The sequence below is a fragment of the Roseibium sp. SCP15 genome (assembly GCF_040329435.1).
Lineage (GTDB): Bacteria > Pseudomonadota > Alphaproteobacteria > Rhizobiales > Stappiaceae > Roseibium.
In genome coordinates this window covers 625,047-651,131 of the sequence record NZ_JBDZYI010000005.1, presented here as the reverse complement: position 1 = coordinate 651,131, position 26,085 = coordinate 625,047, and the positions used below count along the sequence as shown (strand labels likewise).

The 26,085-nt window shown below is 56.3% G+C and carries 22 protein-coding genes; 8 read left to right on the top strand and 14 right to left on the bottom strand.

What is annotated here, in order from left to right; all coding sequences use genetic code 11:
- Positions 1 to 678 precede the first annotated feature (678 nt).
- A complete protein-coding gene (locus ABLO27_RS26105) occupies positions 679 to 2,655 on the top strand; it encodes a M23 family metallopeptidase (RefSeq protein WP_353037021.1) in 1,977 nt (658 codons plus the stop codon).
- Positions 2,656 to 2,739: 84 nt separating this feature from the next.
- Here the strand turns inward: ABLO27_RS26105 and clpB are convergent, their stop codons facing one another.
- The 6 genes from clpB to ABLO27_RS26075 form a co-directional block, all read right to left on the bottom strand.
- Positions 2,740 to 5,337, bottom strand: coding sequence for an ATP-dependent chaperone ClpB (clpB, locus tag ABLO27_RS26100; protein ID WP_353037020.1), 2,598 nt, complete (start codon positions 5,335 to 5,337; stop codon positions 2,740 to 2,742).
- Between the two features lie 218 nt (positions 5,338 to 5,555).
- Positions 5,556 to 6,290, bottom strand: a complete 735-nt coding sequence (locus ABLO27_RS26095; protein WP_353037019.1) for a DUF4167 domain-containing protein — start codon at positions 6,288 to 6,290, stop codon at positions 5,556 to 5,558.
- 392 nt (positions 6,291 to 6,682) lie between these two features.
- Entirely contained in the window at positions 6,683 to 7,549 is an 867-nt protein-coding gene (gene prmC, locus ABLO27_RS26090) for a peptide chain release factor N(5)-glutamine methyltransferase (protein ID WP_353037018.1), read from the bottom strand.
- A 2-nt stretch (positions 7,550 to 7,551) separates the two neighbouring features.
- The gene (gene prfA, locus ABLO27_RS26085) at positions 7,552 to 8,625 is read right to left on the bottom strand and encodes a peptide chain release factor 1 (protein WP_353037017.1); all 1,074 of its coding nucleotides are present in this window, start codon (positions 8,623 to 8,625) and stop codon (positions 7,552 to 7,554) included.
- 50 nt (positions 8,626 to 8,675) lie between these two features.
- Entirely contained in the window at positions 8,676 to 10,943 is a 2,268-nt protein-coding gene (gene ptsP, locus ABLO27_RS26080; protein ID WP_353037016.1) for a phosphoenolpyruvate--protein phosphotransferase, read from the bottom strand.
- Between the two features lie 72 nt (positions 10,944 to 11,015).
- Positions 11,016 to 12,266: an aspartate kinase gene (locus ABLO27_RS26075; RefSeq protein WP_352946897.1), complete on the bottom strand. Its 1,251-nt coding sequence runs from the start codon at positions 12,264 to 12,266 to the stop codon at positions 11,016 to 11,018.
- A gap of 191 nt (positions 12,267 to 12,457) precedes the next feature.
- On the opposite strand from ABLO27_RS26075, the gene ubiG reads away from it, so the two are divergent.
- The 3 genes from ubiG (at position 12,458) to ABLO27_RS26060 (ending at position 14,645) form a co-directional block, all read left to right on the top strand.
- Positions 12,458 to 13,219, top strand: a complete 762-nt coding sequence (gene ubiG, locus ABLO27_RS26070; protein ID WP_353037015.1) for a bifunctional 2-polyprenyl-6-hydroxyphenol methylase/3-demethylubiquinol 3-O-methyltransferase UbiG — start codon at positions 12,458 to 12,460, stop codon at positions 13,217 to 13,219.
- A complete protein-coding gene (locus tag ABLO27_RS26065; protein ID WP_353037014.1) occupies positions 13,219 to 13,914 on the top strand; it encodes an alpha/beta fold hydrolase in 696 nt (231 codons plus the stop codon). The genes ubiG and ABLO27_RS26065 overlap by 1 nt, the downstream gene beginning before the upstream one ends.
- A gap of 224 nt (positions 13,915 to 14,138) precedes the next feature.
- A complete protein-coding gene (locus ABLO27_RS26060; protein ID WP_353037013.1) occupies positions 14,139 to 14,645 on the top strand; it encodes a hypothetical protein in 507 nt (168 codons plus the stop codon).
- Between the two features lie 80 nt (positions 14,646 to 14,725).
- On the opposite strand, the gene ABLO27_RS26055 is transcribed toward ABLO27_RS26060, so the two are convergent.
- From ABLO27_RS26055 to ABLO27_RS26040, 4 genes are all read right to left on the bottom strand, one after another.
- Positions 14,726 to 15,256, bottom strand: coding sequence for a DUF1178 family protein (locus tag ABLO27_RS26055; RefSeq protein ID WP_353037012.1), 531 nt, complete (start codon positions 15,254 to 15,256; stop codon positions 14,726 to 14,728).
- Positions 15,253 to 16,107, bottom strand: coding sequence for a carbon-nitrogen hydrolase family protein (locus ABLO27_RS26050; RefSeq protein WP_353037011.1), 855 nt, complete (start codon positions 16,105 to 16,107; stop codon positions 15,253 to 15,255). Before ABLO27_RS26050 ends, ABLO27_RS26055 begins: the two co-directional genes overlap by 4 nt.
- Before the next feature lie 48 nt (positions 16,108 to 16,155).
- Positions 16,156 to 16,413, bottom strand: a complete 258-nt coding sequence (gene grxC, locus ABLO27_RS26045; protein WP_353037010.1) for a glutaredoxin 3 — start codon at positions 16,411 to 16,413, stop codon at positions 16,156 to 16,158.
- Between the two features lie 110 nt (positions 16,414 to 16,523).
- On the bottom strand, positions 16,524 to 17,291 hold the full coding sequence (locus tag ABLO27_RS26040; protein ID WP_353037009.1) for a ComF family protein: 768 nt from the start codon (positions 17,289 to 17,291) through the stop codon (positions 16,524 to 16,526).
- A 185-nt stretch (positions 17,292 to 17,476) separates the two neighbouring features.
- Between ABLO27_RS26040 and ABLO27_RS26035 the strand changes: the two genes are divergently transcribed.
- Positions 17,477 to 18,370 carry a methyltransferase domain-containing protein gene (locus tag ABLO27_RS26035; protein WP_353037008.1) on the top strand — a complete coding sequence of 298 codons (894 nt, stop codon included), beginning with the start codon at positions 17,477 to 17,479 and terminating at the stop codon, positions 18,368 to 18,370.
- A gap of 36 nt (positions 18,371 to 18,406) precedes the next feature.
- Here ABLO27_RS26035 and ABLO27_RS26030 read toward each other — a convergent pair whose 3' ends face one another.
- The 4 genes from ABLO27_RS26030 to ABLO27_RS26015 form a co-directional block, all read right to left on the bottom strand.
- A complete protein-coding gene (locus ABLO27_RS26030; RefSeq protein WP_353037007.1) occupies positions 18,407 to 18,640 on the bottom strand; it encodes a Flp family type IVb pilin in 234 nt (77 codons plus the stop codon).
- A gap of 34 nt (positions 18,641 to 18,674) precedes the next feature.
- Positions 18,675 to 19,076: an 8-oxo-dGTP diphosphatase MutT gene (gene mutT, locus ABLO27_RS26025; RefSeq protein WP_353037006.1), complete on the bottom strand. Its 402-nt coding sequence runs from the start codon at positions 19,074 to 19,076 to the stop codon at positions 18,675 to 18,677.
- Between the two features lie 78 nt (positions 19,077 to 19,154).
- Positions 19,155 to 20,396, bottom strand: coding sequence for a bifunctional glutamate N-acetyltransferase/amino-acid acetyltransferase ArgJ (gene argJ, locus ABLO27_RS26020; protein WP_353037005.1), 1,242 nt, complete (start codon positions 20,394 to 20,396; stop codon positions 19,155 to 19,157).
- 183 nt (positions 20,397 to 20,579) lie between these two features.
- Positions 20,580 to 21,443, bottom strand: a complete 864-nt coding sequence (locus ABLO27_RS26015) for a peptidylprolyl isomerase (protein ID WP_353037004.1) — start codon at positions 21,441 to 21,443, stop codon at positions 20,580 to 20,582.
- Positions 21,444 to 21,709: 266 nt separating this feature from the next.
- On the opposite strand from ABLO27_RS26015, the gene secA reads away from it, so the two are divergent.
- The 3 genes from secA (at position 21,710) to ABLO27_RS26000 (ending at position 26,044) form a co-directional block, all read left to right on the top strand.
- Positions 21,710 to 24,481 carry a preprotein translocase subunit SecA gene (secA, locus tag ABLO27_RS26010; protein WP_353037003.1) on the top strand — a complete coding sequence of 924 codons (2,772 nt, stop codon included), beginning with the start codon at positions 21,710 to 21,712 and terminating at the stop codon, positions 24,479 to 24,481.
- Positions 24,482 to 24,588: 107 nt separating this feature from the next.
- Positions 24,589 to 25,623: a glycosyltransferase family 2 protein gene (locus ABLO27_RS26005; RefSeq protein WP_353037002.1), complete on the top strand. Its 1,035-nt coding sequence runs from the start codon at positions 24,589 to 24,591 to the stop codon at positions 25,621 to 25,623.
- Entirely contained in the window at positions 25,613 to 26,044 is a 432-nt protein-coding gene (locus tag ABLO27_RS26000; protein WP_353037001.1) for a GtrA family protein, read from the top strand. Before ABLO27_RS26005 ends, ABLO27_RS26000 begins: the two co-directional genes overlap by 11 nt.
- The last annotated feature ends 41 nt before the right edge of the window (positions 26,045 to 26,085 follow it).

The following is a 26,085-nucleotide window of genomic DNA, read 5'->3' as shown; positions in this document are numbered from 1 at the left end:
AGCGTACCTGCGTAACTCCTTAAAACCTCTCCAAGGCCGAAACCCCGAAAAGATCGCAAGGCCAACGCCGCCTACGCTTCCCTTCCTTCATAACCAAATTGTCAAAGAACATGAGGAGCAATCCTCATTTTGGCGTAAAAGCCCTCACCCAAAGACGTCAAGTCGAGAACCTGTTACCAGGCCTTTATGACTGCGATGTCTGGAGCGACCAACAGCGAGAAGCGCCGTGTTGGCGGCGCCGCCGTCGATGGAGGCGGTTATACGCATGGCCTGAATGGGAGTCAACACAGTTTGTCAAAAAAGATTCACAGAACGCGCTTTTTTTGAAAACAGTCCGTAATTTCAAAGGGTTATTTTATGGAATTTAGCTCGCACCGGCATTTTCGCCTGAAAACACCCTTCTTTCCCTTCTCTATATATAGGGGCCAGGAAATAGCTGATCCAAAGTTGCCCCAAGGGCACGCAGATTGAAATCACAGAACCGTCAAAATGTGATATTAGGCATTGCGTCATATCCGCCGGAAGCAGGGCTGGCGGGTTGGAAACAATTGACCTTTTTATTCAAACACTGCATGAAGCATGATCCGTTTTGTTTGGCGCAGCCGAACCGAAAGCTCCGGCTTTGTGCGAACGGGTTTGATCTGCTGATAAGCTGTATGAAGGACCGGACGGGTATTTATGCATTTTGGACCTTTCCATAATACACAGTCCAATCGCATCGAACTCGGCGAAGAACCGCCTTTGCGTGCATATGAAGGCCGCAGTGGCATGGCCGACCGCAGGCAAGTCTCCTTCCGCTGGCTGGCAGGAACAGTTCTGACCGGTGTTACATCTCTTGTCTTGATGGGTGGCGCTCTGATGGCCGCGCTTGACGGTCAGTATAGTGTCGAAGCTGCCCCTTCCTCTGGTACCCTGCTGGACGGGCTGACGGCATCCAACGGTGGCAGCACCAAGGGTGACCGCGTGCTTCGAACGGCAACCGAATATTCCAGCAAGCACGTCATTGACGTCAATGTCGTCTCACGCGTCGGCGATAGGGACAATATCCGGGTCCAACCGCATGTTTTTGTCAGCGCGACCCTGGCAACCCGAAACGACCCGGAACTTGCCTCCCGGATTCCTGCATTCAATCCACTCAACATGTTTGCGGAAAATCTGGAAGACGATGTCTCGGGTGCGGCAGCGGAGGCCGCAACATCTCTCCTTGCCGATTCCCTGTATGGGGCGAAACTTGAAAACGAAGTCAGCATCAGCCTGACCCCGTTTCCCACTTCAAGCTCAGAAATTGATCCTGGCGAAACCCCGACAGAAACCGAAGTCGAGTTGAGTGTCCGTGAAACGGCGCGCACGATGTCCATCGACGCAGTCGAGATGGCTGCGAAGACATTGGTTGATCCCGGCCGGTTTGACTTCAATCTCGCCCTACAGCCCGACCTGGAACGATACGCGGTCCGGATCACCCCCGAAAATGTCTCCTTCGTTTCAAAGCGCGACGAAGAAATCCGTTTCACCGGCATGGATGAAAGCATCGTCCCAGTCACAACAGGACAGTCCTTCGCGGATCTTCTTCTGAATTACGAAGCAACCGAAACAGAGGCGACGTCGATCACCTCTGCCTTTGCAAATCTCTTCGGCATTTCGGAACTCGAAGAAGGTCAGAGGCTTCGCATTGCATACGCGCCGTCGCCCGATGATCTGGAACGGATGCGACCGGAACGCGTCAGCCTTTATACAGATACAGATCACGAGGCGACCGTTGCCCGGTCCGACAGCGGCGATTACATCAAGGCGGAAGAACCGAGCACATTCCTGGCCGATGCCTTTGCCGAGGCTGATCGTGTTTCCTACGGTGGACCAACTCCGGCCATCTATGACAGCCTTTATCAAACGGCTCTTGAGCAGGACATGCCGGAAGAGATCATCAACGATCTCGTGCGCATGTTCTCCTTCGATGTCGACTTCAATGCGCGTGTCCAGCCAGGCGATGCACTGGAGCTGTTCTACACCGATGGCGACGCCAATTCCGGACCCAAGATTCTCTACGCCGCATTGAACACGGGCGATACGACACGCGAGTTTTACCGCTACCGGACCCCGGATGACGGTGTCACCGATTTTTATGACGCTTCAGGCCAAAGTGCGAAGAAATTCCTGATCAGGAAGCCGCTCAATGGCGGAAAGTTCCGCTCCGGTTTCGGCATGCGCCGCCACCCGATACACAAATATACCAAGATGCACCGCGGCGTTGATTGGTCCGCGCCGCGCGGCACGCCGATCATGGCGGCCGGCGATGGTGTCATTATCAAGGCAGGCTGGAGCTCAGGATACGGACGGCGGATCGAGTTGCGCCACACCAATGGTTACACCACGACCTACAATCACCAGACCGGCTTCGCCAAAGGCATCAAGGAAGGTGCACGCGTCACCCAAGGTCAGATCATCGGCTATGTCGGTTCGACCGGCCTGTCGACCGGCCCTCACCTCCATTACGAGGTGCTCGTAAACGGACGCTATATGGATCCGATGCGGATCAAGCTTCCCAAGGGCCGTACCCTGGAGGGCGAAATGCGTGCAACCTTCGAAGCCGAACGCCACCGGCTCGACACCCTGCTTGACCGTGCCCGCAAACCATCCCGGATTGCGGCACTGAATTAATATACTGCTTTCGCAGAGTTCAAATGCAAGACGCCCGCGGAACGCAAGTCCCGCGGGCGTCTTCAATTGGTGCAAGCTGTTGCCTCAGGCAGCGGCGCTATTTGCGCCTTCGACCTGAAATACCAGCCTGTCGGCTCCGGCCGACACGTCTACGGTCTGTCCGTCCAGAACGTCACCCGCCAGCAGTTTTTCTGCCAGAGGATCCTGAACGTCTTTCTGGATCACCCGCTTCAGCGGACGTGCACCATAAGCCGGGTCATAGCCCTTCTGGGCAAGCCAGCCCAGAGCACTGTCATCCAGGTTCAGGGTGATCTTGCGATCGGACAGCAAGTCCCTGAGACGCTCAAGCTGGATCCCGACAATGTCGGCCATCTGCGACCGCTGCAGGCGATGGAACAGGACAATTTCGTCCAGGCGGTTCAGGAACTCCGGACGGAAATGTCCACGCACCGCTGTCATGACCTCATCGCGAACACCGTCGGTATCCTGCCCTTCCGGCTGGTTGACCAGATATTCGGCACCCAGGTTCGACGTCATGATGATCAGCGTATTGCGGAAGTCCACTGTCCTGCCCTGACCATCGGTCAGTCGGCCATCATCGAGAACCTGAAGCAAGACGTTGAAGACATCGCTATGGGCCTTCTCGATCTCGTCGAACAGGACAACCTGGTAAGGACGCCGCCGTACGGCTTCCGTCAGGGCGCCACCTTCCTCATAACCGACATAACCCGGAGGAGCACCAATCAGCCGGGCAACGGAGTGTTTCTCCATGTATTCCGACATGTCGATGCGCACCATTGCGCTGTCATCATCGAACAGGAAGCTGGCAAGCGCCTTGGTCAACTCTGTCTTGCCGACACCAGTCGGGCCGAGGAACATGAACGAACCGATCGGTCGATTCGGATCCTGAAGTCCGGCACGCGCCCGGCGCACGGCTGTCGAAACGGCGTGGATAGCCTCTGCCTGTCCGATGACCCGGCCTGCCAGAACATCTTCCATGCGCAGGAGTTTCTCACGCTCACCTTCCAGCATCTTGTCGACCGGAATACCGGTCCACTTGGACACCACATGGGCAATATGGGACGGCGTGACCGCTTCATCCACCATGGCATCAGTGTCTTCGGAAGCTTCGGCATCGGCCAGTTTGCGCTCAAGATCAGGCACCACGCCATAGGCAAGTTCACCTGCCTTGGCGAGGTCCCCGCGCCGTTGCGCAATCTCCAGGTCGATGCGAGCCTGTTCCAGCTGCTCCTTGATTTTCTGTTCAAGGTTCAGTTTTTCCTTCTCGCCGAGCCAGCGATTGGTCAGGGCCTGCGACTGCTCTTCCAGATCGGTCAGTTCCTTTTCCAGTTTGGCCAGACGATCCTTGGAGGCCTGATCGCTTTCAACCTTGAGCGCTTCACGCTCGATCTTCAGCTGAATGATCCGCCGATCCAGCTCGTCCAGTTCTTCCGGTTTGGAATCAACCTGCATCCTCAACCGACTCGCGGCTTCGTCCACCAGGTCAATAGCCTTGTCCGGCAGGAAACGGTCCGTGATGTAGCGGTTCGACAGGGATGCGGCCGACACGATGGCGGAATCGGTGATACGGACCCCGTGATGGAGTTCGTACTTTTCCTTGATCCCGCGCAGGATCGATATCGTATCCTCGACGGTTGGCTCCGTGACGAACACGGGCTGGAAGCGTCTGGCGAGTGCAGCATCCTTTTCCACGTGCTTGCGATACTCATCAAGCGTGGTTGCGCCGACACAGTGCAGCTCTCCCCTTGCAAGGGCTGGTTTCAACAGATTGGATGCATCCATCGCACCATCGGCTTTACCTGCTCCAACAAGTGTGTGCATTTCGTCGATGAACAGGATGATCTTGCCGGCAGCCGCCTCGACTTCCGAAAGAACCGCCTTCAAGCGTTCCTCAAATTCGCCCCGGTATTTGGCCCCGGCAATCAGTGCGCCCATGTCGAGCGCGAGCAATTGTTTGTCCTTGAGCGATTCGGGAACGTCGCCATTGACGATCCTCAGCGCCAGGCCTTCGGCAATTGCCGTCTTACCAACGCCAGGCTCACCGATGAGAACCGGATTGTTCTTGGTCCGGCGCGACAGAACCTGGATTGTCCGGCGAATTTCTTCATCCCGTCCAATGACAGGGTCAAGCTTGCCGTCCCGCGCAACCTGCGTCAGGTCCCGGGCGTATTTCTTCAAGGCGTCATACTGATTTTCGGCCGTGGCGCTGTCCGCAGTCCGTCCCTGGCGCAGCTGGTTGATGGCTTCATTCAGTGCATTCGGCGTTATGCCGTGCCGCTTCATCAGTTTTCCTGCTTCGCTCTCGCTGTCCATGGCCAGAGCAAGCAACAACCGTTCAACAGTGACATAACTGTCACCGGCCTTTTCGGCAATTTTTTCCGCTTGTTCGAAGAGGCGCGCCGTGGCCTGCGCCATATAAAGCTGGCCGGCTCCACCGGAAACCTTCGGCATCTTGTCCAGGACACCTTCCAGATCTCCCTTGAGAGCCTTTGCCTGTCCACCGGCACGTTCAATGAGACCGCTGGCCATACCCTCGGAATCATCCAGAAGTACCTTCAGGATATGTTCCGGAGAAAACTGCTGATGCCCCCGACCAAGCGCAAAAGTCTGAGCCGACTGGACAAAACCGCGGGCGCGCTCAGTGTATTTTTCAAAGTTCATTCGTTACCTCCTACCCGTCCTCACCACCCGAAGCGTGGGGAACGTCGTTGGATACGGACCCCGATCCCGGGCATCCGTGCAGCCTCCTTGAGCGCTGCCCCTCCTATATAGTGTTGCATTTTCATCACAAAAGGCCCTGCGACGGAAAAGCTCAACTCAAACAAAAAACGGCGCCCTTCCGGACGCCGTCTTATCGTTTTCAGCTTGATTGAAACTGACTATTCACTGGCAACTGCCGCTTCTGTAGGAGCCTCTTCCGTTGCCTTGGTACGGCGTGGCCGGGTCGTCCTGCGACGCGGCTTCGGCTTTTCTTCATCCGCCGATGCGTCACCTGCAGGTTCTGCAGCCTCAGCCGTCACCTCAGAGGCTTCTTCAGCAGTTGATTCCACCGGTGCTTTGCGCGGGGTTCTCGCTCTTGGTGTCCGGGTGCGGCGACGCGGCTTTTCTTCGGCTGCCTCTTCGGCATCAGCCTTCTGGCCCGCGCCGTTCACCTGACCTTCTTGATCGATAACCGGCATATCTTCAATAAAGGGCTGCGGGCTATCGGCATCGACGACCTCGCCTTCAGCAGAAGCAGCGCGTTCCTGTGGCGCCCGCTCCTGAGAAGCCCTGTCTTGAGGAGCTCTTTCCTGAGACGGACGTTCGGAACCGTTTACCGGAGCTGCACCGTTTGCGGATGCTGCTTCCTGATTTTCATCAGCTTCATTGCGAGCAGCCGGCTGCGCAGCAGGTTGTTGTTGCGGTTGCGCCGCAGCCACAATGCGAAGGTAGTGTTCCGCATGCTGATTGTAGTTTTCGGACATCACACGGTCGCCGGATGCCTGTGCATCACGGGCAAGCTGCTGATATTTTTCCGCAATATGCATCGCCGTGCCGCGGATTTTCACATCAGGACCGTTCGATTCGTAGGTCCGGGTTAGCGGATTAGGTCCCTTGCGGCCCCGTCCGCGCATACGCTTATTGCTTTGATTTCCTGGTCTCATCCTGCCGTTTTCTCTTACGGAACGGCGGTCAGCTGTTCACTGACCCAACATCGGAATTGCCTAAAACCGACACGAAATACACACCGAAACCAACAATGCTGGTTAGCGGCTGTCATTGAAAACCCACGCAACGCGTTAAAGGCCACTGGCCAACGCGTTTGTCTTTTTCTTTGACAGTCCGAAACACCGGATAGCCCGATTTGCAACGGATTCCACAACGCTTAATTTGCGTTTTTCCCCACGTTGCCGGATGCGTATGCCCCGCTGAACGCTGATCACATTTCCGGTCTCGGCAAGCTGAACCTAACCGTTTCCGCTGCGATTTCCAAGTGCTTTTTCACCTTAAGGTCAAAACAATGAATTTACATCTTCCGAGCAACGACAACTCGATCGTTTCCGGCGAGATCGTTAATGATTTCAATTGCTCCAAAGCCATGATGACGCAGCTGTTTTTTGACATCGCCCGCCTGATCATAGCCAATTTCAAAAGCAATTTGCCCGCCCGGTCGCAAAAGATGAACCGCATCTGTAACAATACGGACATAGGCCTCAAGGCCGGTCTCACCTCCATCGAGAGCCAAATTCGGGTCATGCTGAATCACTTCTCTCGACAACTCTTGCAGAATCGCGGTGCGAATATAGGGCGGGTTGCTGATGATCCAATCCAGACCTGGCCCTGCAGAAGAACTTTCAGCCTGTCCCAAGGCCGATAGATAATCCGCACACAAGGGGAAAAAGCGCTCCCCAACGCCATGACTGCTGGCGTTCGCAGAAGCACATGCCAAGGCGTCTTCCGAAAGATCGAGAGCGATCATGCTGGACCGCGGAAGTTCGGCCAGAAGGGTGACCGCGATCGCACCGGTGCCCGTCCCGATATCACACATCAGACTTGGGGATTCGGGATCGCTTCGATGCAAGACCGCATCGATCAGGACTTCGGTGTCCGGTCGTGGTTCCAACGTGGCCGCGTGCAGCCGGAAACTTCGGCCATAGAACTCACGTTCGCCAAGTATCCGGCCGACTGGCATGCCGCCGAGCCGTTTTTCAGCATGGCCGTTGGCGAGCTCAACTCCGTGGAAACCGACTTCGTCAGTTTCATTCAGAACAAGATCGGAGACTGACATCTCCAGTGCAGCGCTCACAAGCAGCTTTGCATCCAGTTCGGGTGTCGACAGCCCCGCCTGCCGGAACCGATTGCGAACCTGCCGGTAAAGCTGACCGACAAGCATTGTCAGGTTTCTTCTGAGGCCAGCAAGTTGGCCTGATGGTCCACGATCAGGGCGTCAATGACTTCACCGAGCCCTTCGCCAGCGATGATCTGCTCCAACTTGTAGAGCGTCAGACCGATTCGGTGATCCGTCACGCGTCCCTGCGGGAAATTGTAGGTTCTGATTCGCTCCGAACGATCGCCCGACCCGACCTGTAGCCGACGCGCTTCCGTCCGCTCGCTGGCAGCACGCTCCCGCTCCTCGTCATATATACGGGCACGAAGCAGCTGCATGGCACGTGCCTTGTTCTTGTGCTGTGAACGTTCGTCCTGAACGGCAACCACGATACCGGTTGGAATATGAGTGATGCGAACTGCGGAATCCGTCGTATTGACGTGCTGGCCGCCTGCACCTGACGCCCGGAAGGTATCAATGCGCAAATCACTCTCCTGCACATCAACATCGACGTCTTCGGCCTGAGGCAGAACCGCTACCGTTGCCGCAGAGGTGTGAATACGTCCACCGGACTCGGTAGCCGGTACGCGTTGGACACGATGGACGCCGGATTCAAATTTCAGGCGCGCAAAGACATTGTCACCGGAAACAGAGGCAATGACTTCCTTGTAACCACCAACTTCCCCTTCGCTGGTTGAGAGAATTTCAACCTTCCAGCCTTGAAGCTCGGCATAACGCTGGTACATGCGGAACAAATCACCCGCAAACAGGGCTGCTTCGTCTCCGCCGGTTCCAGCGCGCACTTCGAGAATGGCATCGTTGGCGTCCGCAGCATCTTTCGGCAAAAGCCCGATGCGAACATCCTGTGTGAGCTGTTCGACGCTGCCGGTAAGCTCTTCGCGTTCCATCTCGGCAAGTTCACGCATTTCAGCGTCAGTTTCCGAATCGGAGATAAGCGATTCCGCTCCGGCAAGATCTTCCTCCGCCTTGATCAAGGCACGGATCTTCTGGACCAGCGGTTCCAACCCGGCATATTCGCGGGACAGTTTCACGTAAGCGGCAGGATCAGGGTTGGCCGACATCATGTGTTCGAGTTCGGCAAACCGGTCCAGCAAATTATCGAGTTTATGACGCGCCAGCATACGCGCAGGTTCTCCTAGAACATTTATTGGATGGGGTACGCATGTTACCGCTAGAGCGCAACATCCGTCTCGCCAGCAAACCGCTTCAGCACTTCGCGTATGTTGCTGTCATCATGTCCCGGTTCGAGACGAGGCAGAAGACGCGCGGACAACCGCCCCGCATCAAGAGTACGCAGCATCGCCTTGACCGGACCAAGCGCTGCAGGTGACATCGAAAGATCCCTGTAGCCCAGCCCGACCAGAGCCATGGCTTCCAGGGGACGTCCTGCCAGCTCGCCGCACAGGGTTACTGGAACATGAGCCTTATTTGCTGCGTCGACTATGGATTTCAAGGCCCGAAGGAACGGGACGCTCAAAGTGTCAAAGCGATCTGCCACTCGGGTATTGCCGCGATCCACCGCACAGAAAAACTGGAAAAGATCGTTCGAGCCGACAGAAACAAAGTCGACATACCCCATCAGTTCATCCAGCTGGAACAGAAGTGACGGCACTTCGACCATGACGCCGAGACGGACATTTTCCGGCGTTGTATGTCCGTGTTGCCTGAGATGTTTGACTTCCTTGTCGACCAGCGCCTTTGCCTGCAGAAATTCATCGACTTCTGCCACCATGGGGAACATGAGCTTCAGGTCACGCCCGGCGGCCGCGTGCAGAAGAGCGCGAATCTGCGTTCTCAGCAAACCCGGCCGGTCGAGGCCAAGGCGAAGCGCACGCCAGCCCATAGCCGGATTTTCTTCCTGGATCGAGCGCAGATATGGCAGAACCTTATCTCCGCCGATGTCCAGGGAACGGAACGTCACCGGTTTTCCATCGGCAGCATCCAGTATCTGGCTGTATTGAGCCTGTTGCTCACGCATTCTCGGGAATGAGGACGCCACCATGAACTGCAGTTCGGTACGGAAAAGACCGACACCCGCAGCACCTGATTCGGCCAGATGCGGCAAGTCGATCAGCAGTCCCGCATTCATCTGAAGCGAGAATTCAACCCCGTCCTTGGTGACGGACGGTTTGCTGCGCAGGCGACGGTATTGTGCCTGGCGCCTTGCCCGGAACCGCACCTTTTCCGCATACGCGTTTTCCAGATCGGTCGCAGGTCGAAGATGCACCTCGCCGGTATCGCCGTCGACAATGATCGCGTCACCGCCGTCGGCCATGCCCACAATGTCTTCGACCAGGCCGACAGTCGGAATTCCAAGAGCACGCGCGACAATCGTCACGTGACTGGTCGGACCGCCCTCTTCAAGCACCAGTCCACGGATGCGGTCGCGGCCGTAGTCCAGAAGCTCTGCCGCGCCCATGTTTCTGCCGACAATGATGGCATCTTGCGGCAACTCATCCACGCTCGGACCATGTTCGCGGCCCATCAACTCCCGGATCAGGCGGTGGGCGAGATCATCGAGGTCATGTAGGCGTTCACGCAGGTACGGATCCGTCTGGCGCAGCATGCGCGCACGCGTGTCGCTCTGCACCTTTTCAACTGCGGCCTCCGCAGTCAGTCCGTTTTTGATCGCCTCTTCGATCTTGCGGATCCAGCCCCGGTCGTAGGCAAACATCCGGTAGGCTTCCAGAACTTCCCGGTGTTCCCCGGAGGCTGCAATTTCACCGCTGGCCAGGAGATCATCAATGGAAAGACGGAGCCGGTTGATCGCGCCTTCGAGGCGGTTCTTTTCCCGATCGGTGTCTTCCGCGATAAGATTGGTAACAACAACGCGCGGTTCATGCAGGACCACATGCCCGAGACCGACGCCTTCCGCTAGGCCGACACCCGTCGCGGTAATCGGACGGGACAGATCCAGTCCAGTTGCCTCCTGGGCAATCGCCTCCAGTTCCCCTGCTGCCACCATTTCGGCGATCACCATTGCTGTCGTCTGCAGTGCCTCGACTTCGTCTTCCAGATAGGTGCGGTGCGACTGGTTTTGAACCACCAGAACGCCGAGGGTCCTGCCCGCCCGAAGAATCGGCACGCCGAGGAATGAATTGTAGGCCTCCTCGCCGGTTTCAGGCAAATAGGTAAAACCTGGATGCGCACTGGCGTTGGGGAGATTGAGAGGGCGTGCTTCGGCAGCAATCAGGCCGACCAACCCCTGACCGACTCGCAAGGAAGCATTGTGAACCGCCTCCCGGTTCAACCCTTCGGTCGCATAAAGTTCAAGAACGCCATCGGCGCGCAGAATATAAACCGAACACACTTCGGCGACGACATTTGATGCGATCAGCACCACAATCTTGTCGAGTCGCTCTTGCGCCGTGATCGGCTCCGCCATGACTTCACGGAGCCTGCGGAGCAATAGGCGCGGTCCGGCTAGGTTGCTGCGCATTGCGCCCCCGTTTTATCCCGCTTTTGACAAGCTCCGGCTCAGGTTAACACCCGAGCCCGCTTGCCGGATAGATTATCCATCTAACCCGTATAGCGAATGGAGAGTCCGCACTGCAAGTTCCGCATACGCAGAATCAATCAAAACGGAGATCTTGATTTCCGAGGTAGTGATCGCCCGGATGTTGATCCCCTTGGACGCCAGACCACGGAAGCACTGGGCTGCGATACCTGCGTGAGACCGCATTCCGATACCGATAACGGATACCTTAACAACGTCGGTTGCGCCCTCAAGGTTCTGGAAACCGATCTCTTCGCGGTTGTCCACCAGCACCTTCTTGGCCCGCTCGAAATCACCTTCGGGAACGGTGAAGGTGATGTCCGTGGTCTTCCCGTCCGGCGAAATGTTCTGGACGATCATGTCCACGTTGATATGGGCGTCCGCCAAAGGCCCGAACACGGATTCCGCAACACCCGGCTTGTCGGCCACGTCACGAATTGAGATCTGAGCTTCGTCCTTGGCATATGCAATGCCGGTGACTACCTGCTGTTCCACGAGTTCATCCTCGTCGCAAATTAGAGTACCAATCGGAAGGCCGTCTTCGCCGACCTGCGGTGCATCCGGATCGTCGAAACTGGAGCGTACGAATGTCCTGACACCGTGCACCATCGCCATTTCGACAGACCGCACCTGGAGAACTTTCGCGCCAAGAGACGCCATTTCGAGCATTTCCTCGAAGGAAACCCGTTCAAGACGCTGAGCTTTGGGCACGATGCGCGGGTCGGTCGTGTAAACACCATCAACATCGGTATAGATATCACAGCGGTCCGCCTTGATCGCCGCAGCAATGGCTACCGCACTCGTGTCCGAACCGCCCCGGCCGAGTGTCGCGATGCGGTTGTCCGGCGACATGCCCTGGAAACCGGCGAGCACGGCAACCTGCCCCTGCTCCAACCGCTCCGTCAGAAAATCGCCCTCGATCTCACGAATACGTGCCGCACCGTGGTTCTCGTCAGTCTTGATCGGCACCTGCCAACCCTGCCACGACCGGGCATTGACGCCCATGTCCTGAAGCACAATCGCCAACAGGCCGGATGTCACCTGTTCGCCGGAGGCAACCACCGCATCATACTCCCGCGCATCATGCAAAGGCGCGGCTTCACGGCAGAATTGCACCAGCTTGTTGGTCTGTCCGGCCATGGCCGATACGACGACCGCAACCTGATGACCGGCATCAACTTCCCGTTTCACATGGCGCGCGACATTGCGGATGCGATCCAGATCGGCAACCGAAGTCCCACCAAATTTTAAAACCAGTCGGGCCATACCACTCGTAATCTTTTTATCGTGTCATGAAGCGCCAGACGCTCCGGATGGATCGGCGCACATGCATACAGGCTGCGTTCCTTTGCTGCAACCGGAACTCTTGACAAATGAACTCAGACCTTGGATCGACAGCACTCAGCAGACAAAGCGACGGAGCAACAGGCCGTTCGCCCGAACGAAAGGTTCGTCCGATGACAGACAAGGCTCAACAATCGACCGGTACGATCGACAGCGAAGAGGTTGCCCGCTTTTCGGCAATGGCCGAACAGTGGTGGGATCCGACCGGGGACTTCAAGCCTCTGCATAAGTTCAACCCCGTCCGCCTCGCTTACATCAAGCAGGAAGTCTGCCGCCATTTCGGACGAGATCCGAAAGCTGCGGACGCATTCAAGGGGTTGCGCTTCCTTGACATCGGCTGCGGCGGCGGCCTCTTGAGCGAACCCATGGCGCGCCTCGGTGCTGAAGTCGTGGGCGCCGACCCTTCAGACACCAATATCAAGATCGCCAGGCTTCATATGCAAAGCTCCGGCCTGGAGATCGACTACAGGGCCGAAACCGCAGAAAGCCTGGCCGCGGCAGGTGAGACCTTCGATGTCGTCTTGAACATGGAAGTCGTGGAACACGTTGCCGACGTCCCGCTGTTCATGGAAGCGACAAGCCAGATGGTTAAACCCGGCGGCCTGATGTTCGTTGCGACCATCAATCGCACTTTGAAAGCCTACGCACTTGCGATTGTCGGTGCGGAGTACGTCTTGCGATGGCTGCCGAAAGGAACCCACTCTTACGAGAAGTTGGTCAAGCCATCGGAGATCGAAGCTCCGGTCAAGGCTGCCGGCCTTAAAGTGATTGACCGGTCGGGCGTCAGCTACAATCCCCTGACTGACACCTGGAGCCAGTCACGCGACATGGATGTCAACTACATGCTGCTCGCTGAGCGGGCGAACCCTTCCTGATGAGCGATCCGATCGTCTTTGTTCCCGGGCTTTTGTGTACCGAAGCCCTCTTTGCTCCGCAAATTACCGCATTTGCGGACCGGCCACTCATGGTCGCCAATCACCGGGAACACGACAGCATCTCGGATATCGCGGCACGGTTGCTGGACGAAGCGCCCGAACGCTTTTCGCTGATCGGTCTTTCCATGGGTGGCTACGTCGCCATGGAAATCATGAGAGAAGCGCCGGAACGGGTTGGAAAACTTGCTTTGCTGAACACAAATCCGCGACCCGACACGCAAGAGCAGACGAAGAGACGGAAATTTCTGATTGATCTCACCCGAAAAAAGGGGTTCGGAAAGGTTCCCCATTTGCTCTACCCCGGCTTCGTACACGAGAAGAACGAAGAAAACGACATTCTGAAATCGGCCGTTGTCGACATGGCTCTGGAAACCGGCGCGGACGCATTCATACGACAGCAGACGGCGGTGTACGGTCGTTACGACTCCCGGCCACGGCTAGGCGAGATTTCCTGCCCTTCTCTTGTCCTGGTCGGCGACGGAGATCGGTTGACACCTGTGGAACTGGCGCAGGAAATCCATCAACACATCCCGGGAAGCGAACTGTCCGTAATTGCAGGCAGCGGCCATCTCTCGACACTGGAAGCTCCCGAAGAAGTCACCCGCGTCCTGACAGATTTCTTGAACGCTAAGTGATGTGAGCGGCGTTTTTACGATTTTCGGAAAGATCCTTTCACTTCTTTGATCCCTGTCAAAGATCCGCCTTGCCGGAAGGCTACAGTTACGTCAACTTAGGCGCGGTCCGATTATCGGAGTTGGACCTCACGCCGAATTCTCGCAGGTGTACTGAGCGACACGCCGACATGAACCATGCGTACAGGCCGGCAACAGCATGACAGACGGATAGCGGAGGACTTCTCATGCCTACAAAGCGCAATTCAGGTGCATTCGATATCAGCGCGATGATGACTGAATGGCCGATGCCGGCTTTCTCAAACTGGACCCTTGCAGAACGTGAGGATCGCATGGAAGCCAGAACAGTCGCCAGCTTTCAGAAAATGGGAGAAACAATGTGGTCCCAGGCTGAAAAAGCCTTTGATGACCACATGGAGTTCGTCAGCCACCGGATTCACGAAGACTTTGAATGCGCCAAGTCCCTGAGCCAATGCGTGGCCCCTGAGGAGACCATGGCAACGTTGCAGAATTTCTATTCAAGAATGGCAACGGAATATCAGGAGCACTTCGAAAAACAGGCAACCCTGTTCAGAGACAGTTTTTCAGAAAATGCCGCAGTCGTTGAAGAATTTAACGAAACGGCGATGGAAAATGTCACGGAGTTCAGCAAGGCAGCTGAAGAGACATTGCAGGAAACTCAAACCGCCAAGCCAAAACCGCGTCGCAAGACCGCTGCCGGCGCGAAACGCTGACACTCTGGCCAGTCTGGCTTCAAAGAAACTTTCGCAGGAACGCATCACGCCAGAGCGCGTGATGCGGATTTGAGAACAGCTCAGTTCTTGTCTTCAGGAAGTTCCGGCAGGGGTAGGACCGAAATCCCCTCTTCGAGCAGTTCTTCTGCATCCTGGAGTGTCGTTTCTCCGTAAATGCTCCGCTCTTCTGCATCGCCGTAGTGAATCTTTCGCGCCTCCGAGGCAAAATTCGAGCCGACATTCTCCGAATTCTCGACGATGCGTGCACGCACCAGTCGCAATGCCTCGACAATTTCCTTCTGACGAAGATTTTCCGGCAACAACGCGGAGGGCTGCATCGGTGTAGCGCTTACGGGAACCGGCGCTTCGCTTTTGGTTTCAGGAGTATCCACCACCGGAGATTCAGCTTCCGCCTTTGCGATGGGAGAGAGCGCTTCACGTTTTCTGGACGTTGAAACCGCAGGAGCCATGAGCCCTTTCTTGACATCGGTGGCCCCGCACATCGGGCAAACCACAAGCTTGCGCTCAACCTGAGCCTCGAAGTCACCGGAGTTTCGGAACCAGCCTTCAAAACTATGGGCAGCCTCGCAAACAAGCGTGTATTTGATCAAGCTGGCATCTCCTTCAGCGCCTCGGCATGTGAGAGCTCGAAACCCCGCTCATTGGCAATGGCAGGAATTCGCGCACGCGCCTTGGCCGCGTTTTCGGTATCGATTTCAGCCAGAACGTAACCGGGTTCATCATTCGCCAGTTCCGCGATCGCCATGCCCCACGGGTCGACGATCAGGCTGTGCCCATAGGTCTCCCGTCCGTCTTCATGAGTGCCGCCCTGCGCAGCCGAAATCATATAGGCACCATTTTCTATGGCGCGGGCGCGCTGTAGCACATGCCAATGGGCTTTGCCAGTCTGACGGGTGAAGGCTGCCGGCCCGGTCAGAACCTGCGCTCCGTCACGTGACTGCGTGCGAAAAATCGCAGGAAAACGGACATCGTAGCAGATCGCCATTCCGAATTTGGCAAGGGGCAAATCCGCAACAACGGACCGAGTTCCCGGCTCATAGGTTGCAGATTCCCGCCAACTTTCGCCATTCGGCAAGTCCACATCGAACATATGAATCTTGTCGTAACTGGCAATCACCTTTCCGCCCGGCCCAATCAGAAAAGCCCGGTTGGCGACCTTGCCATTCTCCAGCAACACCGCCAGAGATCCGAGATGTAGATAGATGCCCAGTTCGGCAGACAGTGATTTCGCCCTGGTCAAGAAGAGGTCTTCTTGACCTTGGGGGAGACGCTCGAACAACTCCTCCCGGCTTCTTACAAGCACGTTCGACATTTCCGGAGTTTGAACGTAATCAGCTCCTTCTGCCGCGGCAGCGCGTATCAGCGCTTCTGCATTTTCGGCATTCTCCAAAATGGTCTTGCCGCTTCGAAGCTGAACGCATGCTGCCATGAACGTGGGCATTCGATTGCCTTATGTCTGATTGGTAATTCGAGGTATCAGGACACTTAATCAGGATGCGAGCAAAGCGTCCAGTTTTCCGGACCGTTCCAGGTCGTGCAGTTCGTCACACCCGCCGACGTGTTTTTTCCCAACAAACACCTGCGGAAATGTCGACCGTCCGTTGGCCTTCTGCACCATTTCCTTGCGCAAGCCATTGTCGAAGGTTGCATCAAACTCTGTATAGGACACGCCCTTTTTGTCGAGAAGACGCTTGGCAGCCGTACAGAACCCGCAGAGCTGACGTGTATAAATTTCCACTTTAGCCATTCAAATCGATCCCTTCATTCAACTGGCTCGGCCAGACACCCGCAGGCTGTTCCGGCAAAATCCCGGCGTTATATGCGTGCGCAACACCGAAACTCAAGGGATAAGACGTTTCACGGTTTGCCTGACGTACTTGCTCCGGCGTGATTTGACGTATCAGCATACGCAAAAGTGAGAACATCAACGGATGCAGCGCCTGCTGACAGCAGGGTTTTGCTGCAGGCGGCAATTGTGGATCCTGTCGTGATAACATCATCGATCAAAACGACGTGACGTCCCTGGATCTGGCCTGAACGGGTCTGGTCGACGCTGAAGGCGGACCGCACGTTTTTCTGCCGCGCCTTGGCGGAAAGACCCACCTGTCGGCGCGTTTTCTTGCGTCGTTTGAGCAGTTCAGGCTCGAATTGACCACCGCATTCTTTCGCAATCACACGGGCAAGGTCAGCAGACTGGTTGAAACGCCGTGACAAGAGACGCAGCCAGTGCAGAGGAACCGGCACAATAAGGCTGTCTTCCTTGAGAAGTTCGCTACCCGCCCGGCTCATCCAGCGGCCCATCGGTTTCGCGAGTTCCCGTTGCCGGAAAAACTTGAGTGCTATGACCAGGTCCCTTGCAGGACCCTCATAGAAGGCAACCGATCTCAGCCTGTCGAAGATCGGAGGCGAGGCAATCGCCTGCGGGCTCCAGCTTCCCTCGCCCACATCATAGGCAAAAGGAGTACCGAGGCGCTGACACCAGGGTTTTTCGATGAAGGAAATCTTCTGCCAGCAGTCGGCACATAAACTGTCTGGTGTGCCGACAGGAGAGGTACAGCTGACGCATCTCAGCGGAAGCAAGAAGTGCAGGGTAAAGCGCGCAGCCGCCCGCGGAAGTGCCATCATGTTTTTGGCAGTAACCTGCACACCAGACCTCAGTTTTCCTGCGCATGGAAAGATAACGCAGTTTCGATTTTTGGTTCAACTGTTTGCAGAATGAACAAGAGTGATAAGACACGCCGGCGCCTTTTGACGTTCGACGTCAGATACCATATGTGAACGACAGGTTTCCAAGCAAATCCGAGTGCAAAGTGTCTTCCCAACCCGACCTGTTTGACCGTTCATTGCTCCGTTCCCGGCGTCAACGCGCCTTGAAGGCTGCTAAGCCCGGTGCCGACTTCCTGCTTAAGGCCGTTTCCGCGGATCTGGAAGAGCGGTTGCTGCTCGTCAATCGCAGTTTCGGCACAGCCGTCGATCTTGGCGGACATACCGGTCTGGTTTTCAAAGCCATTGAGAAATCGGGCAAGGCTGGGCAGATACTCCGGGCAGATCTTCACATCGCTGACCCTAATCAGTCACCGCCTGATCTTGTTTGCGATGATGCATTGTTGCCATTTGGGGATCAATCGGTTGATCTCATCGTTTCAGCGCTGGCGCTCCAGTTTGTCAACGATTTGCCGGGCACACTGATCCAGATTCGCCGTGCTCTTGCACCAGATGGACTGCTGATGGCGACCCTGCCGGGTGCGGGCACCCTCACTGAACTGCGCGACAGTCTTACCAGGGCCGAACTGGAGATAAAGGGCGGCGCGGCTGCCCGGGTGCTGCCCTTTGCCGATACGCGCGATCTTGGCAGCCTGTTGCAGCGTGCCGGATTTGCGCTTCCGGTTACGGACCTCGATACAATCACTGTGCGCTACGACAACATGTTCGCTCTTTTGGCTGATTTGCGCGCCATGGGAGCAACGTCGATACTTCACGACAGAAGCCGAACGCCGCTATCGCGCCAGGTATTGTATCGCGCCGCTGAGCTTTACGCGGAGAACCATGCCGACCCGGACGGCAGGATCAGGGCAACTTTCGCACTTGTGACTCTATCGGGGTGGGCCCCACACGAAAGTCAGCAAAAACCACTCCGTCCCGGCTCGGCAAAAGCCAGCCTTGCGGAAGCACTAGGTGTTAGGGAAAGAAAAATACGCGAGTAGACAGGCAGGTTTCTTTGACGACCGGCCAAAGATCTTTCAGCCACCCGCTGCGGCCATGGCATTCTTCATCGCAGTCGTCACCGTGTTGAAATAGTCATCGCGGATGGTTGTCCCGATAGCTGACATCGACAGCAAGATCGCAACGCTGATTGCTCCGGCGATCAGACCGTATTCGATTGTTGTCGCCCCACTTTCATCACGGAGCAGGCGCAGAGCGGTTTCTCGGACTCTGAAAAAGCGGTCGGTGACTGTTTTCGATGTAATCTGCATTTACAGTCCCCTGAAGACCTCGCCTCAACAATTTCTAGACCGCCTCCATGAGATGTGGAATGAGCGGTTCATCAGCCGCTGGCATCGGGTAATCCCTTAATCTGACGGCCCGGACCCATTTCAACGCCTGGTTTTCCTGACCTTGCGGCATACCATTCCATCTGCGGCAGATGAAAAGTGGCATGAGTAAATGAAAATCTTCATAAGTGTGACTGGCAAATGTTAGAGGCGCCAGACACGCTTCGTTAACCTCAATTCCGAGCTCTTCATGCAGCTCGCGGATCAGCGTTTCTTCGGGTCGCTCGCCGATTTCGACTTTACCGCCCGGAAACTCCCACAGTCCGGCCATCGATTTCCCTTCCGGCCGCTGCGCCAAAAGAATACGCCCGTCGGCATCGACAAGCGCGCATGCCGCGACAAGAACAATCCTGGTCATGTATGTGTCCAATTCAAAGACGCTTGCAGACGTTTCATTAAGCAAACTTGCTCGAAATCCGTCGGAGATTCATTTTCGCTAGCTACGGTAGTCGCCATTGATGGCAACGTATTCCTTGGTGAGATCACACGTCCAAACCGTTGCAACACCGTCTCCGAGCCCCAGATCAACACGAAGAAAGATGTCTTCCTGTTGCATGACGGCAGAAGCGGCTTCTTCGCTGTAATCGGGGTCCCGTTCACCTTCGACTGCAACGCGAATATCTCCAAACCAGATTGCGAGCCGATCCCTGTCCGCAGGTTCGCCTGCCTTGCCGACCGCCATGACCACACGGCCCCAATTGGCGTCCTCGCCGGCAACTGCCGTCTTTACCAGCGGCGAATTGGCGATCGACAGAGCGATCGTCTTGGCGGAAGAATTGCTCTCGGCACCTTCGACACGCACTTCGACAAACTTGCGTGCCCCTTCGCCATCGCGGACGATCTGATGCGCCAGATCGAGCATGACATCTCCCAGCGCTGCCCGCAGAACGGATACCCGTGGATCATCGAGCGATGTTACCGGAGCAACGCCTTTTGCGGCAGCGGAACCGGTCGCAAAAAACAGCACTGTGTCCGAAGTTGAAGTGTCGCTATCGACGGTCACGGCATTGAAGCTGCCGCCCGTTTCACCACTTAGCAGGTCCTGAAGAACATCAGGTGCAATTGCGGCATCGGTAAATACAAAGGAAAGCATGGTCGCCATGTCAGGAGCGATCATCCCCGCCCCCTTGGCGATACCGTTGATGGTTACGGTTTCACCGTCGAGCTCTACTGTGCTCGTCGCCACCTTGGGATAGGTGTCGGTGGTCATGATGGCCTTGGCGGCATCCAGCCAGTTTGCGCCATCCTGAGCATTTTTCAGCTCTTCGATCACACGGGAAAATTTCTCTGCTGGAAGAGGCTCACCGATCACACCGGTAGAGGCGAGATAGATTTCATCCTTCGCGCATCCAAGTGAGTTGGCGACAATGTCAGCGGACAGTTCTACGGAGGCCCTGCCCTTCTTCCCGGTAAAAGCATTCGCATTACCCGAATTCACCAGGAGTGCACGCGCCTTGCCGCCTGGCAGCTTGTCCTTGCACCAATCAACGGGAGCCGAGGAACATTTCGATTTGGTGAAGACACCCGCAACGGTGGTTTCTTCGGAAACGGTGACCAGAAGAACGTCGGTTCGCCCTTCGTACTTGATGCCCGCCTCGGCGGTGGCAAACTGGACACCATCGATTTCCGGCATGTCCGGGTATGATTTTGGCGCGAGAGGAGAAACGGTCGTCGACATCGGTACTGGTCCGGTATGAAAGTAGCTCGGGTCCGCATGGGGCAGACTGACTGGTAGGTTTGTGAACTAGCCTCAAGGACAGGGAGGAGGCAAGCCTTTTCACGCGCTAGCACATCCTGCCGGCTTCAAAAAACAAACCCGGCCGCAACGGCGACCGGGCTTTCATTTGCGCTGCTGGCGACCTTATTCAGTCTTCGCGCCTTCTTCAGGAGCATTTGCAAGCGCTTCATCGAGGATTTCGACCTTAACGGCATCCTTCAGTTCTGCCATCTTAGCCTCATAGCGATCCCGGATCAGCTGTTGCCGCAAGTTGCCCGCAACGGCTTCGAGCGCCGGCTTTTCCTGACGCCGCTTGTCTTCAAGCTTGATGATATGCCAGCCAAACTGCGTTTCCACCGGCTCCTTTGTATAGGACCCGGGTTCAAGTGCGAATACGGCTTCCTCGAAAGGTTTTACCATCTGGCCCTTGCCGAAGTAGCCAAGGTTGCCGCCGTTGGGACCGGACGGGCCCGTCGATTTCTCTCTCGCCAGTTCAGCGAAATCAGCGCCTTCATCAAGTTCTTTGATCAGCGCCTCGGCCTCAGCCTTGTCCTTCACCAGAATGTGACGGGCACTGATTTCTTCCGGACCTTCGAAATCGGCAAATTCCTTGTCATAGGCCGCCTGCAGGTCTTCCTCGGAAATTGCGCCGTCGATCTTCTGTGCAAGATAGGCGTTTCTCAGCGCCTGAAGCTCCAGGAACTCCAGCTGCTTTTTGAAGTCCGGGTCCTGGTCAATACCTTCTTCACGTGCGGCCTGTGCCAGCAACTCCATATCGACAACCACATCGAGGAGAATCTGGCGCCATTGGGCCGGTGGGAAACGCTGCAATTCCTGTCCGAGGTCATTGGCAGCGAAAGCAATATCGGCTTCCGTGATCTCCGCATTGCCGACCTTGGCAACCACATCTCCGGGTTCGGCAGCAGTAAGCGAAGTAGATCCGAGCGTCATGGCCAGGAAAGAAACGGCAAGCGCCTGGGCCGGCCTGCGCATCGAAATTCGGAACATGAGAAGTCCTTTACGTATAGGAACAGTAAATTATTTGCCCCCATTTGCGAGGGCGGGGCTACTTTGCCTATTCCAGCGACGTTGACAAGCATTCAGCCCCCTCTTATCTGTCGGGCGTCCCTGCTTGTGGGCTGGGATGACATCTTTTCGGCCGCATTACCGGCCAGCGCGTTGCGCTTGGCGGCAACGTGGACAGCAATTGAGACGATTTCATGGGCGGGCGCCAGATTGCCAGTTGGCGCTGCCTGGTAGGGAAGGACCGCCACATGGCTGGCCTTGGCGCATTAGCACGTAAGATATTCGGGTCGGCGAACGACCGGAAGGTAAAGGCATTTCGGGCAAAGGTTGATGAGATCAATGCCCTGGAAGCAGAAACGCAAGCCCTGTCAGATGAGGCATTGCGCGGCCAGACGGAAGAATTCCGCGAAAAACTGAAGAACGGCGCCAGCGTCGACGACATCCTCGCTCCCGCTTTTGCTACAGTTCGCGAGGCCGCTCGTCGTGCACTTGGGCAGCGTCATTACGACGTCCAGCTGATTGGTGGCATGGTGCTCCACTCCGGTCAGATCGCAGAAATGCGCACCGGTGAAGGTAAGACCCTGGTCGCGACAGCGCCGGTATACCTGAACGCACTCGCCGGTAACGGTGTGCATGTTGTCACGGTGAACGACTACCTCGCGCAACGCGACAGCGAGTGGATGGGTCAGGTTTACAAGTTCCTCGGGCTGACCGTCGGCTGCATCACGCACGGACTTTCCGACGAAGAACGTCGTGAAGCCTATGCAGCAGACGTGACCTACGGCACCAACAACGAGTTCGGTTTCGACTATCTGCGCGACAACATGAAGCATGACCGCGAGTCGATGGTTCAGCGCAGTCATTCCTTCGCCATCGTGGATGAGGTCGATTCGATCCTGATCGATGAGGCGAGAACGCCACTCATCATTTCCGGTCCATTGGAAGACCGTTCCGAGTTCTACAACACGGTTGACGCCTTCATTCCACAGCTGACCGAGGAAGATTACGAGCTTGACGAGAAAGCCCGTTCGGCCACATTCACCGAAGCGGGCAATGAACGCCTCGAAGGCCTTTTGAGCGAAGCCGAGCTCCTAAAAGGCGATTCGCTCTATGACGTTGAGAACGTCTCCATCGTTCACCACCTCCAGCAGGCTTTGAAGGCTCACAAGCTCTTCCAGCGCGACAAGGACTACATTGTCCGCAACAACGAAGTGGTGATCATCGACGAGTTCACCGGACGCATGATGCCGGGCCGCCGCTTTTCTGAAGGGCTGCATCAGGCGCTTGAAGCACGTGAAAAGGTCCGCATTCAGCCGGAAAACCAGACACTCGCATCGATCACGTTCCAGAACTACTTCCGCATGTATGGCAAGCTTGCGGGCATGACCGGAACCGCTTCCACGGAAGCAGACGAATTTGCCGACATCTATAAGCTTGAAGTCGTTGAAATTCCGACCAACCTGCCTGTCAGCCGCATCGATGACGACGATGAGGTCTATCGGACAGTTCAGGAGAAATTCAACGCCATCGTCAAACTGATCGATGATTGCAAGGAACGCGGTCAGCCGATTCTTGTGGGTACGACCTCCATTGAGAAGTCCGAACTCCTGGCCGAGTTGTTGAAGAAACAGCACGGCTACAAGCAAATCGATCTCAGCGATCCGGCAGCTTTCGCCGCAGCGCAGAAAAAGGACGGCGGCAAATCCAAGGTATTCGCTGTTCTGAATGCCCGTTACCACGAACAGGAAGCCTTTATTGTGGCACAGGCCGGTTTGCCCGGCGCCGTGACCATCGCAACCAACATGGCCGGTCGCGGTACGGACATTCAGCTTGGCGGCAATGCCGACATGCAGATCGCGATGGAACTCGGAGAACTGCCGGAAGGCGAAGAGCGTTCCTCACGTGAGGCTCAGATCCATGCCGAAGTCGAAGAGTTGAAGAAGAAAGCTCTCGAAGCCGGTGGTCTTTACGTGATCGGCACAGAGCGTCACGAAAGCCGGCGCATCGACAACCAGCTGCGCGGCCGCTCCGGTCGTCAGGGTGACCCGGGCCATTCCAAGTTCTTCCTGTCCCTGCAGGACGACCTGATGCGCATCTTCGGCTCCGAGCGCATGGATTCCATGCTGCAAAAGCTCGGCCTGGAAGAAGGCGAAGCCATTATCCACCCGTGGATCAACAAGGCTCTGGAAAAGGCGCAGCAGAAAGTCGAGGCCCGCAACTTCGACATTCGTAAGAACCTGCTCAAATTCGACAACGTGATGAACGACCAGCGCAAGGTCGTCTTCGAACAGCGCATCGAGCTCATGGACAGCGACGCCATCCAGGATGCCGTCACCGACATGCGCCACGATGTGGTTGACGATTTGGTCGCCAATCATATTCCAGAGCGCGCCTATCCTGAACAATGGGATACGGACGGACTTCAGGAAGAGGTTCGCAAGTACCTGAACCTGGACTTGCCGGTCAAGGAATGGGCGAACGAGGAAGGCATCGCGGAAGAGGAAGTCAAGGACCGCTTGCGCCGTTCCGCAGATGAAGCCATGGCACAGAAAGTCGCCAAGTATTCACCCGACATCATGCGTCAGGTGGAAAAGGCGGTCTTGCTTCAGACACTGGACAATCTGTGGCGCGAACACTTGTCGAACCTGGATCATCTGCGATCTGTTGTTGCCTTCCGCGGTTATGCTCAGCGCGATCCGCTTCAGGAATACAAGACCGAAGCCTTCACCCTGTTCGAATCCATGCTTGCACAGCTGCGTCAGATGACAACGGCTCAGCTGCTTCGCGTCGAGCTCGTCACCGAGCAGCCGCCGCAAATGCCGGAAGAACCGGAAATGCACGCTCATCACATCAACCCATTGACAGGTGAAGATGAGATGGCACTCGCGGATGCCCAGCAGACTGCTGCAGTTGAACGGGACCCGGAAAACCCGGAAACCTGGGGCAAGGTCGGCCGCAACGAAGCCTGCCCATGTGGATCCGGCAAGAAATTCAAGCACTGCCACGGCGCGCTCGTCTAAAAACGACGAGACAAAGTCACGAGAAAAAAGGCCAGCCCGAAGCACGGGCTGGCCTTTTTCATGAATTTCCGGCAGTTTGCGCCAGCTTCAATCTTCAAGAGCTCTCCATGCTAACGAACGCCGCCTCGAAAATTTACGTCTCCAGACGGGAAAGCACCCGCCCGGAAACTCCAATGCTCAGCGTCATTGTACCGGTATTCAACGAAGAGGACGTCATTGTTCACTTCCTCGAGGCTACCCGGCCTGTCCTGGACCAAACCGGTCTGAGCTACGAGTACGTGTTTATCGATGACGGCAGCCGGGACAGGACGGCGGACATACTTTCCCGGGAACTGAAGACAGGCTTGCCAGGCCGATTGCTCGCCCTGTCTCGTAATTTCGGCAAGGAGGCAGCGCTTTCTGCAGGCCTGGAGGCCGCCAAGGGAGACATTGCGGTTATCATCGATGCGGATTTGCAGGACCCGCCGGAGCTCATTTTGCAGATGCTGGACGGCTGGCGCGCCGGATACGATGTCGTCTACGGTCTCAGAGTTGACCGGTCCTCCGATACGCTCATGAAACGCTCGACAGCAGGCATGTTCTATCGTTTGTTCAACCGGCTCGCCAATATCGACATGCCGGCCAATGCCGGCGATTTTCGCCTGATTGATCGCGTCGTTATTGACGCGCTTTTGCGCCTGCCGGAAAGAAACCGGTTCATGAAAGGCCTGTTCGCCTGGGTTGGCTTTCCCTCCATGGCGATTCCTTACGAACGCCCACCGCGCAAGGCAGGAACGGGCAAGTTCAATTACTGGAAACTCTGGAACTTTGCCCTGGACGGACTGACGGGTTTCACAACATTGCCGCTTCGTGTCTGGTTTTACGGCGGCGTATTGGTTTCCCTCGGAGCCTTTGCCTACGCGATCTACCTGATTTTACGCGTTTTCGTATCGGGCATCGATGTGCCCGGCTACGCGTCGTTGATGGTCGCGCTGTTGTTCTTTTCCGGTGTCCAGCTGCTGTCAATCGGAATGGTCGGCGAATACATTGCGCGGCTGTTCAACGAAGCAAAACAGCGGCCGGTCTATATTCTTCAGGATGTCATCGAAGGTGGTTCCGAAGGCACCAGAAGCCAGACGCACAAGGCCTCCAATGGCAAGTGAGGCAACGCGGCAAAAGCTGAAAACGGAAACGGCAGCGGCGGGCAAATTCGCGATCATCGGTGTGATTGCAACCCTGACGCACGCCAGTGTCGCCTCATACTTGCTCGAAGCCGGAACACTGAGTGCGTTTCCAGCCAATATCTTCGGATTTCTTGTCGCCTTCAGCGTGTCTTTCAGCGGCCACTATTACTGGAGTTTTTCTCACCTGCGCCGCGACGGCACCGCATTGAAGAGCATGCGACGCTTCTTGATCATTTCCTTGTCCGGCTTCCTGCTGAACTCGACAGTGCTGGCCCTTTGGCTGCAATTCACGCCGTGGCCTGACCTCTTCGGGCTTTTGTTCTCGATTGCGATTGTACCGGCCTTCACCTTTGTGGGCGCGAGGCTCTGGGCTTTTTCACATCGCCAGGCAGAACCTTGAAGCAGGCAATACTGACCGGAATCAGACACAGAAATGGGCTT

What these genes read in the sequence shown, in the direction of transcription:
- ABLO27_RS26030 (WP_353037007.1), bottom strand. Translation starts at nt 18,640, where the DNA reads ATGCAGATTACATCGAAAACAGTCACCGACCGCTTTTTCAGAGTCCGA.
- ABLO27_RS26015 (WP_353037004.1), bottom strand. Translation starts at nt 21,443, where the DNA reads ATGTTCCGAATTTCGATGCGCAGGCCGGCCCAGGCGCTTGCCGTTTCT.
- ABLO27_RS26095 (WP_353037019.1), bottom strand. Translation starts at nt 6,290, where the DNA reads ATGCGCGGACGGGGCCGCAAGGGACCTAATCCGCTAACCCGGACCTAC.
- ABLO27_RS26005 (WP_353037002.1), top strand. Translation starts at nt 24,589, where the DNA reads ATGCTAACGAACGCCGCCTCGAAAATTTACGTCTCCAGACGGGAAAGC.
- ABLO27_RS26060 (WP_353037013.1), top strand. Translation starts at nt 14,139, where the DNA reads ATGCCTACAAAGCGCAATTCAGGTGCATTCGATATCAGCGCGATGATG.
- prmC (WP_353037018.1), bottom strand. Translation starts at nt 7,549, where the DNA reads ATGCTTGTCGGTCAGCTTTACCGGCAGGTTCGCAATCGGTTCCGGCAG.
- secA (WP_353037003.1), top strand. Translation starts at nt 21,710, where the DNA reads ATGGCTGGCCTTGGCGCATTAGCACGTAAGATATTCGGGTCGGCGAAC.
- ABLO27_RS26105 (WP_353037021.1), top strand. Translation starts at nt 679, where the DNA reads ATGCATTTTGGACCTTTCCATAATACACAGTCCAATCGCATCGAACTC.
- clpB (WP_353037020.1), bottom strand. Translation starts at nt 5,337, where the DNA reads ATGAACTTTGAAAAATACACTGAGCGCGCCCGCGGTTTTGTCCAGTCG.
- ubiG (WP_353037015.1), top strand. Translation starts at nt 12,458, where the DNA reads ATGACAGACAAGGCTCAACAATCGACCGGTACGATCGACAGCGAAGAG.
- ptsP (WP_353037016.1), bottom strand. Translation starts at nt 10,943, where the DNA reads ATGCGCAGCAACCTAGCCGGACCGCGCCTATTGCTCCGCAGGCTCCGT.
- grxC (WP_353037010.1), bottom strand. Translation starts at nt 16,413, where the DNA reads ATGGCTAAAGTGGAAATTTATACACGTCAGCTCTGCGGGTTCTGTACG.
- ABLO27_RS26050 (WP_353037011.1), bottom strand. Translation starts at nt 16,107, where the DNA reads ATGCCCACGTTCATGGCAGCATGCGTTCAGCTTCGAAGCGGCAAGACC.
- argJ (WP_353037005.1), bottom strand. Translation starts at nt 20,396, where the DNA reads ATGTCGACGACCGTTTCTCCTCTCGCGCCAAAATCATACCCGGACATG.
- ABLO27_RS26065 (WP_353037014.1), top strand. Translation starts at nt 13,219, where the DNA reads ATGAGCGATCCGATCGTCTTTGTTCCCGGGCTTTTGTGTACCGAAGCC.
- mutT (WP_353037006.1), bottom strand. Translation starts at nt 19,076, where the DNA reads ATGACCAGGATTGTTCTTGTCGCGGCATGCGCGCTTGTCGATGCCGAC.
- prfA (WP_353037017.1), bottom strand. Translation starts at nt 8,625, where the DNA reads ATGCTGGCGCGTCATAAACTCGATAATTTGCTGGACCGGTTTGCCGAA.
- ABLO27_RS26040 (WP_353037009.1), bottom strand. Translation starts at nt 17,291, where the DNA reads ATGATGGCACTTCCGCGGGCGGCTGCGCGCTTTACCCTGCACTTCTTG.
- ABLO27_RS26075 (WP_352946897.1), bottom strand. Translation starts at nt 12,266, where the DNA reads ATGGCCCGACTGGTTTTAAAATTTGGTGGGACTTCGGTTGCCGATCTG.
- ABLO27_RS26000 (WP_353037001.1), top strand. Translation starts at nt 25,613, where the DNA reads ATGGCAAGTGAGGCAACGCGGCAAAAGCTGAAAACGGAAACGGCAGCG.